Source organism: Enterovibrio qingdaonensis, from assembly GCF_028683135.1.
GTDB lineage: Bacteria > Pseudomonadota > Gammaproteobacteria > Enterobacterales > Vibrionaceae > Enterovibrio > Enterovibrio qingdaonensis.
Genome location: NZ_JAJUBB010000017.1, coordinates 87,410 through 100,450 on the forward strand (window position 1 = coordinate 87,410; position 13,041 = coordinate 100,450).

Sequence of the window (13,041 nt, forward strand, 5' to 3'; positions counted from 1 at the left end):
TCGGGGCTTGGTTAGAAATTAGCTTTACTTATTGCGCTTCACGCTTTGCGATATAGTCAAGTGCAAGCTCAATACGTTGAACAACACGCGCTTTACCGACAAGTTGCATTACAGCATCAACGGAAGGTGACTGACCTTGACCAGTAACAGCAACGCGAAGTGGCATGCCTACTTTACCCATACCAAGTTCCAGCTCAGCACAAACATCAGCAATAACAGTGTGAAGGTTTTCTGTTGTCCACTCTTCAACCGCTTCTACTTTTGTCTTCGCGAGCTCAAGTGCTTCTTTCGCAACAGGGCGCAGGTGTTTCTTCGCAGCTCCTGCTTCAAACTCTTCAAAGTCCTGATAGAAGTAGCGGCTTTGCTCTGCAAGCTCAACAAGTGTGCTGCAACGCTCACCCACTAGTTTTATCACATCAGTGATCGCAGGGCCGTTTTCAACCGAAATTTCTTTCGCATCCATGTGCCACTGGAGATACTTGGCCACGTACTCTGGCTCAGCAGTCTTAATATAGTGGTTATTCAACCATAGTAACTTATCAGTATTGAACGCAGATGCTGACTTGGAAATAGATTCTAGTCGGAATAGCTCAATCATCTCTTCTAGAGAGAAAATTTCCTGATCGCCATGAGACCAACCTAAACGCACCAGGTAATTTAGCAGAGCCTGAGGCAGGTAGCCTTCATCACGGTATTGCATAACACTAACCGCACCGTGGCGCTTAGACAGTTTTGCTCCGTCATCACCCAAGATCATTGCGCAATGCGCAAACTCAGGAATCGTCGCATTTAGTGCCTTATAGATATTGATCTGACGAGGTGTATTGTTGATATGGTCTTCACCACGAACAACTTGCGTAATTCCCATGTCGATATCATCAATAACCACACAGAAGTTATACGTCGGGCTACCGTCTGTGCGGCGAATGATCAAATCATCCAGCTCGCTGTTTGAGAATTCAATTCGACCACGGACATAGTCGTTGAAAACAACAGAGCCTTCTTTCGGATTGCGGAAACGAATACAGAAAGGCGCATCATCGGCAACATTGCTATTAGCTTCAATAATACGCGGGTGGTTCGCATCGTAGCGAGGTTTAACACCTGCCGCCATTTGCTCTTCACGAATCTCGTCTAGCAACACTTTCGGCGCGTAACACTTGTACGCTTTATCTTCCGCCATCAGTTGATCAACGACTTCGTTGTATCGGTCAAAGCGTTTTGTCTGATAATAAGGACCTTCGTCCCAGTTCAGACCTAGCCACTCCATACCCTCGATGATCGCGTCAATAGCTTCTTGGGTAGAGCGTTCCAAATCTGTATCTTCTATACGAAGTACAAATTCACCGCCAGTATGTTTAGCGTATAGCCAAGAATAAAGTGCAGTACGCGCACCACCTACATGCAAGAAGCCAGTTGGGCTTGGTGCAAAACGTGTTTTAACTGTCATGTTAATCCTATAACGTTCAGCAAAGTTCTAAGGACACGGAATGAGTTCCGAGAAAGCGGCTATTGTAAGCGTTGAAGAGGCGTTGAACAATCATTCAATGGCTTTTGAGGCACGGCATATAGAAGATAAGCGTCACTGAAATAACAGTGATGAACTGTCTCAAAATCTAGATCAAGATCTTATTTTTCATCGAGAATTGTAAAATAGTCCTACCATATTTGTGAAAGATATAACAAATAGTTAGGAGAGTTACGATGAAAAAGCTAATTTCTTTAGTGGCAGCAGTAGGTTTCGCATCCATCATCAGTTTTTCTGCACATGCGGATGGAAATAACAGTGGTGGCGCAACGCAAGCTGGTCCGTTAGTCATGTGTGACTATGCAAACGGTACTAAGGACTATGTTCCAAGCATGATTTGTAAATTCAATGGCGGTACGTTTGATCCCAACGTTGGTCAGCAGTGGTAACCCCATAGAATTGGCAAAAATAAGGGCTTCACAATTGAAGCCCTATTCGTCTCTAGTTATGAGCGAACGTTTTCCACCGCCCATTGAAGAAACTGTTGTTGCTCTTCAGCACTCATTCGTAAAAAGTCAGCCTGCATAAGAATCATGGAGTTGCCAGAAGATACCTTAACTTTTTCAGCTACCGTTACTGACTGAACAGCTTTGACAGGGCTTGTTGCTACTTCAGGTGCGACAACAACAGGTGCTACGACTGATGTTCCATTGGCTGGTATTGCCAAAGGTTTGGTTGCCACTACCATTTCTTCAGCTTTTTTAAATTCGATACCGTGTACTTTGTTAAACGCATCAATATCATCTTGATAATCACGCAACAGCCCCTTGCCTTTAGGCAAGAGCATTTGGTTTGCTTGAATTTCTTGACCATTATTTGCTACAAGAACAAAGGAAGGATTCTTTTTAAAATCGCCGATATCTCTTTCGGCAAAGATTTTTTTCGTTGGACGAATTTCGAGCGAAGTATCACTAACATTAAACGTGAGTACGAGAGGATCCGTTTTAAATTTGTCCCACTCAGAACCGCCAGTTTGAACAAGTTTAGATACACGGACAACAAGCTGATTCACGCCATTTGGTAAAGAGAAACGTGTTTTACTCGTCACTGAAAGCGGCAATTCCTCACCATTTACAACTATAGCTTCAACATCAGTACTCAGTTCCACATCTACAGCAGCATGTGCGAACAATGGCAAGAACCCAAAAAAGATAAACAGTGATTTAAAAATACGTTTCATATAGTCCTCCATGAAAAAAGCGAGCGTCCGGAGACGCTCGCTTCAATAGTACTACATCTGTATTAGAGCTTAGAAGTAGTATTCTGTACCAAAGACGAACTTGGTCACGTCATCTGTTTTCGTTGCACCATCGACGTCGTAGTCACGTACGTCGAAGTACAGAATTGCGCTTGGCAGCAAGTAACCAACACGTGCAGTCATTGCTACATCGTCGTTATCTTGGCCAGTAGTTTCTGCGGCTTTCGCATAACCTGCTTTAACGAATACATTGTCAGCAACATTGTACGCAGCAGTGAATGAGTAAGTCGCTTGGTCAACATTTGTCAGACCATTGTCTTGCTTTTTGTAACCAGCAGTCAGAGTCAAGTCACCCAGGAACATGCTACCACCGACAATGTAGTAAGAAGCGTCACCAGCAGGAGCACCTTCTGATTCGTACTTGTCTTGGTTGTAGTAGCCAGCGTGTACACTGAACATTGATTGCGAGTAAGAACCAGCAATACTTGTTACAAGCGCGTCAGTGGTTGAACCCATGCCGCTCAGAGTTGCTTGGAAGTTGAAACCGCTGAAAGAAGCAGAGTCAAAACGCAGAACGTTGTTAGCACGGCCTTCGAAAGAAGCACCAGTGTCATTACCTGCACCCCAAGTGTTATCAAACACATCACCCAGACCTGGGTTAGTGTGTGGCCAGTCAACATAGTTGTATGCTGCTACCAACTGACGACCGTATTTGAACGAGCCAACGCCGTCAAAGTCAAAACCAAGGTAAGTATCGCGCTGACCAAGGCTACCACCGTCGCTGTTTGCGTTACCAGCTTCCATCTGCCATACGAAATCAGGTGCAAAGTTGTCAAACTCAACACGGCCGCGGAAACCGAAACGAGACTCGATGTCTGTTGCGATTACGCCATCTTTGCCTTCACCTTGCGGGTCAGTTGCGATGATTGCACCAGCAGCTTGTCCGTAAAGAACTACGTTCTCACCAACAAGTTCGATAGCTGCATTTGCACTACCTGAAACTGCTGCTAGAGCTACTGCAGCACCCAATACTGAACGTTTAAACATTTTTTCCATGGAAAATAACTCCTAAAAGGGATTTTTCAGAATGTTCGTACACTGCCTTAAAGGTTGGCCGCCGAAAGCAATGTCCGATAATTCAAATCTCCAAAACAATTTAGACTTCATTGCTTTAGATTTATTTATTAACCGATTGAACTCTCCCTCAATCGATATGTCCCAGCCTACTTCCACATAAAAAAACATCAACGAGAACTTTATTTGTTATTAAAAAAATATGACTCGGTGCAAAGTTCCATCCCTGTTCGTGATCACGATCTCGTATTTATGTTTTTATATAAAAAAATAAATATAAACGAATAAATATCAGTAACTTAAAATGTAATGGCATTGTATTAAACGCCTAAAAAAGCACTAACGAGATCATCATCACAACTGTGAATTCATCGAGTAATGGCTAATTACCCCTTAAATTTATCGGCTAATTTTTAGACGAAAAATATTAGATCTGCCTCGCACCACATTTTTGCTGGCATAAAAAAACGCCGACAAACATGTCGGCGTTTTTCATTACAGAACGAAATAATTTTACGATGATAAAAGGGCTATCATTCCCTCTTCATCCAATATTTCGATTCCTAATTGTTGCGCTTTTACCAATTTCGATCCCGCAGCTTCACCAGCAATCAGCAAATCGGTTTTTGCAGAGACGCTGCCAGTGACTTTAGCGCCTAAAGCTTGTAATGCTGCTTTCGCGTCATTTCTCGCCATCTGAGAGAGCGTACCTGTCAGTACGACGGTTTTCCCAGCTAAAGGTTGTGGCTCACTTTCATCGCGTTGTTCAATAGCTGCCCAGTGAACGCCACCTGCCAACAATGCATCAATGACCTCAATGTTGTGCGCTTCGCTAAAGAATGATGCGACGTGTTTTGCCACAATGACACCCACATCTTGTACATTTATCAGCTGCTCTTCTGTTGCTTCACGAATGGCATCAAAGGTAAAGAAATGGTTGGCAAGATTTGCTGCCGTGGCTTCCCCAACTTCACGAATGCCCAGTGAATAGATAAAGCGAGGTAAGGTGGTTTCTTTTGCCTTCGCTAAGGCATCAACAAGATTCTGTGCAGACTTAGGCCCCATACGATCAAGCATCGTCACTTGACCTGCGGTGAGTTTGAATAAGTCTGCTGGCGTTTGAATTAGCTCTTTATCAATCAGTTGCTCGACAATTTTGTCGCCCAAACCGTCGATATCGAGTGCTTTGCGTGAAGAGAAGTGCTTAATTGCTTCTTTACGTTGTGCGCGGCAGATAAGTCCGCCCGAGCAACGTGCCACCGCTTCACCTTCAATACGCTCGACGTGAGATTGACAAACCGGACATTCAGCAGGGAAAACCACATCCCTCGCATCATCTGGACGACGACTTTCTACCACGCTGACAATTTGAGGTATTACATCGCCAGCACGACGAATAATCACGGTATCGCCGATTTTCACGCCAAGACGCGCTATTTCATCCGCATTGTGCAGCGTTGCATTCGATACGGTGACACCGCCCACGAAAACAGGCTCTAACTTAGCAACTGGCGTGATTGCTCCCGTACGACCGACCTGAAACTCGACATCTTGAAGAAGAGTGATCTCTTCTTGCGCTGGGAATTTATAGGCAATCGCCCAACGCGGTGCACGCGCAACAAACCCCAAACGCTGCTGCGTTGCAATGGCATCCACTTTAATCACAACACCATCAATTTCGTAAGGAAGTTCATTTCTGCGCGTCATGATGTCTTGGTAATAGGCCATTACATTCGCTAAACCTTCGACCTTTTTCACTTCAGGGCTGAGTGGAATACCCCACGCTTTTAGCTGCTCCAACCGACCTATATGAGAATCGCCAAACGCGTCAGACATCACGCCAACAGAGTAAGCATAAAAACGCAGTGGACGCGTTGCAGCAATTTTTGGATCTAGCTGTCGAAGGCTGCCAGCCGCCGCATTACGCGGGTTAGCGAAGGCCTTTTCACCTTTTTTTAGGTTTTTCTCGTTCAGTTTTTCAAAGCCTTCTTTGGGCATGAAGACTTCGCCACGCACTTCTAAGCGCACCGGCCAGCCTGAACCCTGAAGTTGAAGAGGAACATTGCGAATGGTACGTGCATTGTGGGTGATGTTTTCCCCAGTTGTGCCGTCACCGCGCGTAGCTGCTTGTACAAGAATACCGTTCTCATACATCAAACTAACAGCAAGACCGTCCAGTTTGGGTTCACAGCTATATGTGAAATCATCAGCGACGCTCAACCTGTCTCGCATACGCTTTTCAAACGCAGTAAGTTCCACATCGTCAAACGCGTTGTCCAACGACAACATTGGGATTTCATGACGGACCTGCTCAAACGCACCTAGTGGCTGCCCACCAACGCGTTGGCTTGGTGAGTCTGCCGTAATCAATTCAGGGTGCTCAGCCTCTATCGCTAGCAACTCTTGCATCATCCTGTCGTATTCAGCGTCAGGTAATTCGGGCTTATCCTCTACGTAATAAAGGTGGCCATGGTAGTTCAGCTGCGCTTTTAGCGTCTGCAGTGTTTGTTGAGTGTCCGTGGTCATCAATGCTGCCTAATTCGTCTTCACCATTGCACTGGTACAAATGGTTAGTGGTAGGAAATGTTCGACATTATATACCCAAGCAACCTTAATTCTGTATCTTCAGGTTGCTTGGGTATTTACCTGAGCTTGACCAAACTGTACTTGTTGAAAGTGATCGGCAGCAGTAAGATGTCCGCCCAATTCGAGGTATAGCTTCACGATGCAGACAAAAGAAATGAGTAAAAAAGGTGTGATGGGCGTGATGCTCAGCATTCTGCTCGTCTTTTTGTCAGCCTTCGCGCCTGTATCTGGCTACAGTCAGCCGCTTCATTCCGCAAGCGTCAGTCACCTCACTCAGGCCAAAGAAGCCGACGCATCAGGAAACTCAGTATCTGACGCGCAAAGTGCCCCGGTCAAATCATTGGCTCCGAGCCTGTCCTCTATTGTTAGAGCTGGCTCTTACATGCCAGAGCACTCTAATGGTGCAGAACCTGAGTTTGAACTCGTCACTGAGCTGAATACTCACAGCGCACGCAATCCATTTCTTCAAGTCCACGATCTTTTTAGCCATTGGCATGACTGGACACTGAGACCCCCATCCACAGCACATCGCTTGTCCGGCTGGAAGGACTCCAATCTCCTATATCGATTTATCAGTCAATCTCGAGCCTAGCATCACGTTTTGCCGCCAATCGGCACTTTAAACTCTCGCGCTTCTCCATTGCTTAACTGCAATTTGAGCGTGATGTCGACGCTATTGCCCATCATAAATGGGTGAACGAGATTACAAATGAAAAAACGACCTCAACGAACGGCTGTGCTGAATCACTATCCAGCATGGAAATACGTAGTGCTGGTAACCACCATCATTATTTTACTGTTTTCCGCCCTCCCTTCTTGGTTTGGCGAAAATGCTGCCGTTATTTTAACGACAGATGCAACACCACCATCAGCAGTCGCACTAAAACACGATTTGGAACGACAAGGGATCAGTGTTTCACGCATTGACCAATCAAATGGAAAGACGACCGTCGTCTTAGGTCAATCAGAACAACAGAACGCAGCAAAGCAGGTACTTACAAAAAACACTGAGACTGATGACTCAGTGACCTTGGCAATGGTGCCCGCAGCACCTCAGTGGCTGCTAGATATGGGTTTCAAACCCATTAAACTCGGCCTGGACTTACGCGGTGGTGTTCAGTTCCTGCTTGATGTAGACATGCAACAAGTATTCAAATCCCATGCATCTCAAGCAGCAGAATCCATTCGCGACCACGCGCGCGCAGAACGCATTCGTGGAGTACGCGCTCAACTAACGAAAGATAATGGTGTCACCATTATTGCGCCAAGTAGTCATGATGAAGCCGCCTTACGTCAGTTTATCAACCAACAATATCCGCAATGGGATGTCACTGGCAGCGGTGAAAACACCCTTTCGATGCACCTCAAAGCGTCAGAAATGCAAACCTTGACCAACCTTACGGTTCATCAAAACCTGCAAACGATGCGAAGCCGTATTCAAGAGCTTGGGATTACGGAAGCTGCGGTACAACGTCAAGGTGAGCACCGTATCCGTATTGAGTTGCCCGGTGTGCAAGATCCTGCCGCAGCGAAAAATGTCATTGGTGCCACCGCAAGCCTTGCTTTCTACGAAGTCGTTAGTGACCACAAACCGGGGTCGATCGTGATCAATGACCAAGACGGCCGCCCTGTTCACGTAAATCGCAGACCCGTATTGACGGGTGATCATATTGTCGACGCGCGCGGCAGCATGGGCGACATGGGCATGCCGGAAGTGAACATCACTCTGGACTCTGCTGGCGGTCATATGATGTCTGATTTCTCAGGAAAGCACATTGGTAAGCCAATGGCGACCGCATTCAGTGAATACACCCGCAACGCTGAAGGACAGACTGAGCAATCAACCTCGATCATCAGTATCGCGACCATTCAAGCACAGCTAGGAAATCGCTTCCGAATTACCGGTGTCGGCTCGCTGACCGATGCGCAAGATTTGGCATTGCTGCTTCGCGCTGGGTCATTAACCGCACCTGTCACTATCGTTGAAGAGCGCACCATTGGTCCGTCTTTAGGTGCTGAAAACATTCAAAATGGTTTTGCTGCACTGGCACTTGGCATGGGTTTAACCCTGCTATTTATGGCGGCGTGGTACCGTAAACTAGGCTGGGTTGCAAATGCCGCGCTAGTTGCCAATATGGTGATGTTGTTAGGTCTGATTGCATTGCTTCCGGGTGCGGTTTTGACACTTCCTGGTATTGCTGGCCTCGTCCTGACAGTGGGCATGGCCGTTGACACCAACGTGCTGATCTTTGAGCGAATCAAAGAAAAACTGCGTGAAGGCCGCAGCCTCGCACAGTCCATTGATTTAGGTTTCAGCAGTGCATTCAGCACCATTCTTGATTCCAACATCACGACGCTTATCTCTGCCGCGACGCTTTACGCTATCGGTAATGGTCCAATTCAGGGGTTCGCACTCACGCTTGGACTGGGTCTGCTGACCAGCATGTTCACAGGTATTTTCGCTTCACGAGCGATCATCAATTTGGTTTGGGGCAGAGACGCACGTCGAGGAGTGAAAATATGAGCCTGATTAACATGAACAATGCCACTAAGTGGCGTCACTTCGGCACGCTGATCTCCTTTGTACTGATCGCGCTGTCTATCATCTCACTGAGTACCAAAGGGTTAAACTTCGGCCTCGACTTCACTGGCGGCATGATCAGTGAGGTTCGCCTCGACCCTTCACTGACTGCCAACGACATACAACACAAATTGGAAGCGGCACTCCACCAGCCAGTTACCGTTGTGTCTGGGGGGGAGAGTGGAGACTGGGTGTTGCGTTACGCTGCGCCAGAAACCTTGAGTGACCAGCCTGAATTGAAACCACTGTTGGAATCATTTTCCAAGCAAGTGGAAATGATAAACGTCAGTTTGATGGGGCCACAGGTTGGACAAGAGTTGGCAGAACAAGGCGGACTAGCTGTTCTGATCACCTTATTAGTTATTCTTGGCTACCTTAGCTACCGATTTGAATGGCGATTGGCATCGGGTGCACTATTAGCCCTGCTTCATGATGTGTTCTTATTGTTAGGCTTCTTCTCGATTACAGGGATGGAATTCAACCTTACGGTGTTAGCGGCACTGCTGGCCGTATTGGGTTATTCGCTCAATGACTCCATCATTATCTCCGATAGAATTCGGGAACTACTGAAAGCAAACGTCGATTTACCGATTGCAGAACTCAACAATCGGGCCATCGCGTCAACACTTTCAAGAACCTTAATTACATCAGGGACGACACTGATTTCTGTCGGTTCGCTATGGTTACTTGGTGGTGAGCCACTGTTTGGTTTCTCTGTCACCATGTTCATTGGTATTGTCGCGGGTACTTGGTCAACCATGACCATCGCTACAATCATTCCTGAGATGGCAAAACTGGGGCCTCAGCACTACGCGCAGACGCCGGTCTCTGATCATCCTTAAACACGAAAGCCCGCACATTGCGGGCTTTTTTACGTCCATTGTTTCAATTTTTAGGTCTTTTTACATCAATCATTGGAACTCCTTGTAGATTCCTCTATCGAAGACCCTGTAGTCTTGCTTTTACGTACAATGGAAAACAAAATGCCACTAACGCACGGACAATGATACTGACATGAGACCGGAGACAAAAAACAAAGCACACGCGCAGTGGGCACTCACCTTGGTATGGTGGGTCGTTTTTGTTTGTCTGTCACAAAATGCAGGGCTTATCAAAACATGCCAGCTAAACACAGACGCTGTCAGCACTTCCGTGGCGCACCATATCGACCAAGCTTCAAATGATGATGACGAAAATTGTGCACTTTCTGAAAAGCTGCTCTCCGCATCTAAAGATCATTGGGAAAACATCACCCTCTCACTGTTTGTTTTTGTCTTTCTGTTTATTGGCTGGCAATCAGCACAAAAACACTTTTTAGGGTTTGTTCCTAGCGAGCCCATACTCCCGCCTTATCGAAGGCACCTGACATTTTGTGTGTTTCGAGAATAAGCAACGCTGAAATTTCCCAATTTTAGATTTGTTTTATTCAAGGACATGTAATGACTTCCAAAGCTGATATTTTTCATCTTATTCGGCGTATTGTCTGTGCACTGCTTATTACGGCATTTGCACCTTCACTCGTTCAGGCTGAAACCACCTCGACAGGATGGCTGACTAGCCCTGCGCATCCTCCCGTACAAGCTCGCGTAGTGCTGACGGGCGACGTCGATCCCAATAATCAAACGGTGAACGGTTTTATCGAGGTCACACTCGACGGAGACTGGAAAACCTACTGGCGATCTCCCGGAGAAGGGGGCGTCGCACCCAGCCTTAATTGGCAAGCCTCCCAAAATATCCAAAGCGTCGACTGGTCATGGCCAGCACCGCATCGCTATGATCTACTGGGCATAGATACCCTCGGCTATAAACATGACGTGATATTTCCGATTGCTTTGCATGTAGAGGATCTATCACAGCCTGTAACCTTTGCAGGCACACTGACGCTTTCTTCCTGCACCACGGTTTGCGTACTCACGGACTATCCGTTCTCATTGTCATTTAATCCTGAGCAATTGACGACGGATGTTGATGCCCTTCACTTGTATGCAAAAGCGGTGAGTCAGGTGCCGAAAGCGTCACCGCTTTTAAACGATGTAAATGCGGTTTGGGATAGCAATTCACAAACACTGCAGGTATCTGCCACCAAAACCTTACCGTGGCAATCTCCAGATATCGTGGTCGATAGCAACGCTGAGGCTTTGCTTGATGTGGCCTATTCCGTCCCAACCGTTTCGGTAGACGGCAATACGGTGACGGCCACGTTTAAAGCCAGTAGCTGGATGGGGACTCCTGAGCTTTCAGGCGAAAACATCAACCTGACTTTTATTGATAAGGATTTTCTTGCAGAGCAACACGTCACTGTTGCAGCAGGGCTAATCAGCAAAACAACACCAGCGTTTTCATTTGGTTCAGCAGTCATCTTTGCACTGCTGGGCGGACTTATCCTCAATATCATGCCCTGCGTATTGCCTGTCCTTGGCATGAAACTGAGCAGTGTGATAACGGCACAGGGCTTGGATAAGAAACATATCCGTCGACAGTTCATTGCATCGGCAACCGGCATTGTGTTTTCGTTTTGGCTAATTGCTGGATTACTTATCGCACTCAAAGTCACCGGCAATGCTGTTGGCTGGGGTATTCAATTCCAAAGTCCCTTCTTCATTGGATTGATGGTGGTCATCACCACCTTGTTTGCCGCCAATATGCTGGGGTTGTTTGATATACGCTTGTCATCCAATACCAGCACTTGGCTAGCTACCCGCGGTGACAACAGCTATTCAGGGCACTTCGTGCAAGGCATGTTCGCCACGTTATTGGCGACACCTTGTTCCGCGCCCTTTCTTGGTACAGCCGTGGCCTTTGCACTTGCTGCATCGACGCCGACCTTGCTCGCAATCTTTACCGCTCTGGGCATAGGAATGGCACTACCTTGGCTATTGGTTGCCGCTTTCCCTGCCTTGGCGAAGCACCTTCCAAAACCCGGGCCTTGGATAAACAAACTGAAGTCGCTGTTCGGCTTTATGATGCTGGCAACTGCACTTTGGCTGATAAGCCTTCTAACCAATCACCTCCCGTTTGGTTCGGTCGTCCTCATCACACTCGCTGTTTTGACGCTTGCCATTTGGCGTGTCACTAAGGTGTTTGGTAAAAAGCGCGCCATCCTTGTCAGTGCCTTTGGCATTGTACTCAGCACATCCGCCCTATTAATCGCAAGTTTAACGACCTCGCACTGGGTGACACCACTGCCTCAAGATCTACCTTGGCAAAAGCTGTCTGAACAGCGAATTGCCGCTGAAGTCAATGCTGGTAATGTTGTTTATGTCGATGTGACCGCTGACTGGTGCATTACCTGTAAAGCCAACAAAATCGGTGTATTGCTTCAAGAGCCAGTATACAGCCGTCTTCAGGCACCAGACGTCGTTACGCTTCAGGGCGATTGGACAGTACCGAGTGAATCAGTGACAAATTACCTGCAAAAACACGGTCGTTATGGTGTGCCATTCAATATTGTTTATGGCCCCAATGCACCCGAGGGAATCCCGTTGCCTGTGGTGCTTTCAGATAAAGACGTGATAAACGCGATTAACTGGGCCAAAGGAGCAAACAATGGATAACGACAAGAAAAAAGCATCATGGCGACAACCGCGATTTTGGCTTCGAGAAATCTTGCCCTACGTGGCTTTGTTCTTGGTTATTTCTTTCGCGGTTGATCTTTGGCGCAGTCAGGACATGCCAAGTGGCAAGGTTCCGAGCCAACAAATGACAACCGTTAACGGCCTAGATATCGATTTGGCCAAAATGAGCCAAGAACAACCTGTCCTGGTTTACTTTTGGGCCACATGGTGTGGCGCATGCAAGTTTGTCACCCCAACGGTCAATTGGCTCTCTGACGATCATCAAGTCGTCTCCGTCGCGATCACATCAGGCGACAACGCGCGAGTAAAACGCTATCTGGCGGGACATGATCTGGATTTTGACGCCGTCAACGATGAACGCGGAGTTTTGGCAAGTACTTGGGGCATTCAAGCAACACCGACCATCGTCATCATCAATAAAGGTGAAATTACATCGATTACCACAGGCATCTCCACACCGCCGGGATTACTGGCACGCCTGTGGCTTTCATAACGAAAT

General features: G+C 47.1%; 11 protein-coding genes. 7 read left to right on the forward strand and 4 right to left on the reverse strand.

Annotated elements, in window-relative coordinates; translation table 11 throughout:
- Nucleotides 1–28: 28 nt before the first annotated feature.
- Nucleotides 29–1,450, reverse strand: a complete 1,422-nt coding sequence (gltX, locus tag LRP49_RS19230) for a glutamate--tRNA ligase (RefSeq protein ID WP_274144048.1) — start codon at nucleotides 1,448–1,450, stop codon at nucleotides 29–31.
- A 254-nt stretch (nucleotides 1,451–1,704) separates the two neighbouring features.
- Here gltX and LRP49_RS19235 point away from each other — a divergent pair, with 254 nt between their 5' ends.
- Entirely contained in the window at nucleotides 1,705–1,917 is a 213-nt protein-coding gene (locus LRP49_RS19235; RefSeq protein ID WP_274144050.1) for a hypothetical protein, read from the forward strand.
- Nucleotides 1,918–1,973: 56 nt separating this feature from the next.
- Here the strand turns inward: LRP49_RS19235 and LRP49_RS19240 are convergent, their stop codons facing one another.
- The 3 genes from LRP49_RS19240 to ligA form a co-directional block, all read right to left on the reverse strand.
- Nucleotides 1,974–2,708, reverse strand: coding sequence for a YccT family protein (locus LRP49_RS19240; protein WP_274144052.1), 735 nt, complete (start codon nucleotides 2,706–2,708; stop codon nucleotides 1,974–1,976).
- Nucleotides 2,709–2,777: 69 nt separating this feature from the next.
- Nucleotides 2,778–3,782, reverse strand: a complete 1,005-nt coding sequence (locus LRP49_RS19245) for a porin (RefSeq protein ID WP_274144054.1) — start codon at nucleotides 3,780–3,782, stop codon at nucleotides 2,778–2,780.
- 531 nt (nucleotides 3,783–4,313) lie between these two features.
- Complete coding sequence (ligA, locus tag LRP49_RS19250; protein WP_274144056.1) at nucleotides 4,314–6,326, reverse strand: NAD-dependent DNA ligase LigA; 2,013 nt, start codon at nucleotides 6,324–6,326, stop codon at nucleotides 4,314–4,316.
- A gap of 199 nt (nucleotides 6,327–6,525) precedes the next feature.
- Between ligA and LRP49_RS19255 the strand changes: the two genes are divergently transcribed.
- The 6 genes from LRP49_RS19255 to LRP49_RS19280 all read left to right on the forward strand — a co-directional run bounded on the left by LRP49_RS19255 (nucleotide 6,526) and on the right by LRP49_RS19280 (nucleotide 13,035).
- The gene (locus LRP49_RS19255) at nucleotides 6,526–6,978 is read left to right on the forward strand and encodes a hypothetical protein (protein ID WP_274144058.1); all 453 of its coding nucleotides are present in this window, start codon (nucleotides 6,526–6,528) and stop codon (nucleotides 6,976–6,978) included.
- A gap of 117 nt (nucleotides 6,979–7,095) precedes the next feature.
- Nucleotides 7,096–8,910: a protein translocase subunit SecD gene (secD, locus tag LRP49_RS19260; protein ID WP_274144060.1), complete on the forward strand. Its 1,815-nt coding sequence runs from the start codon at nucleotides 7,096–7,098 to the stop codon at nucleotides 8,908–8,910.
- Nucleotides 8,907–9,809 carry a protein translocase subunit SecF gene (gene secF, locus LRP49_RS19265; RefSeq protein WP_420791629.1) on the forward strand — a complete coding sequence of 301 codons (903 nt, stop codon included), beginning with the start codon at nucleotides 8,907–8,909 and terminating at the stop codon, nucleotides 9,807–9,809. The genes secD and secF overlap by 4 nt, the downstream gene beginning before the upstream one ends.
- A 172-nt stretch (nucleotides 9,810–9,981) precedes the next feature.
- On the forward strand, nucleotides 9,982–10,356 hold the full coding sequence (locus LRP49_RS19270; protein WP_274144062.1) for a hypothetical protein: 375 nt from the start codon (nucleotides 9,982–9,984) through the stop codon (nucleotides 10,354–10,356).
- A gap of 50 nt (nucleotides 10,357–10,406) precedes the next feature.
- Nucleotides 10,407–12,521 carry a protein-disulfide reductase DsbD family protein gene (locus LRP49_RS19275; protein WP_274144064.1) on the forward strand — a complete coding sequence of 705 codons (2,115 nt, stop codon included), beginning with the start codon at nucleotides 10,407–10,409 and terminating at the stop codon, nucleotides 12,519–12,521.
- Entirely contained in the window at nucleotides 12,514–13,035 is a 522-nt protein-coding gene (locus LRP49_RS19280; RefSeq protein ID WP_274144066.1) for a protein disulfide oxidoreductase, read from the forward strand. The genes LRP49_RS19275 and LRP49_RS19280 overlap by 8 nt, the downstream gene beginning before the upstream one ends.
- Nucleotides 13,036–13,041: the final 6 nt, after the last annotated feature.

What these genes read in the sequence shown, in the direction of transcription:
- ligA (WP_274144056.1), bottom strand. Translation starts at nt 6,326, where the DNA reads ATGACCACGGACACTCAACAAACACTGCAGACGCTAAAAGCGCAGCTG.
- LRP49_RS19235 (WP_274144050.1), top strand. Translation starts at nt 1,705, where the DNA reads ATGAAAAAGCTAATTTCTTTAGTGGCAGCAGTAGGTTTCGCATCCATC.
- gltX (WP_274144048.1), bottom strand. Translation starts at nt 1,450, where the DNA reads ATGACAGTTAAAACACGTTTTGCACCAAGCCCAACTGGCTTCTTGCAT.
- LRP49_RS19270 (WP_274144062.1), top strand. Translation starts at nt 9,982, where the DNA reads ATGAGACCGGAGACAAAAAACAAAGCACACGCGCAGTGGGCACTCACC.
- LRP49_RS19255 (WP_274144058.1), top strand. Translation starts at nt 6,526, where the DNA reads ATGCAGACAAAAGAAATGAGTAAAAAAGGTGTGATGGGCGTGATGCTC.
- LRP49_RS19280 (WP_274144066.1), top strand. Translation starts at nt 12,514, where the DNA reads ATGGATAACGACAAGAAAAAAGCATCATGGCGACAACCGCGATTTTGG.
- secF (WP_420791629.1), top strand. Translation starts at nt 8,907, where the DNA reads ATGAGCCTGATTAACATGAACAATGCCACTAAGTGGCGTCACTTCGGC.
- LRP49_RS19275 (WP_274144064.1), top strand. Translation starts at nt 10,407, where the DNA reads ATGACTTCCAAAGCTGATATTTTTCATCTTATTCGGCGTATTGTCTGT.
- secD (WP_274144060.1), top strand. Translation starts at nt 7,096, where the DNA reads ATGAAAAAACGACCTCAACGAACGGCTGTGCTGAATCACTATCCAGCA.
- LRP49_RS19245 (WP_274144054.1), bottom strand. Translation starts at nt 3,782, where the DNA reads ATGGAAAAAATGTTTAAACGTTCAGTATTGGGTGCTGCAGTAGCTCTA.
- LRP49_RS19240 (WP_274144052.1), bottom strand. Translation starts at nt 2,708, where the DNA reads ATGAAACGTATTTTTAAATCACTGTTTATCTTTTTTGGGTTCTTGCCA.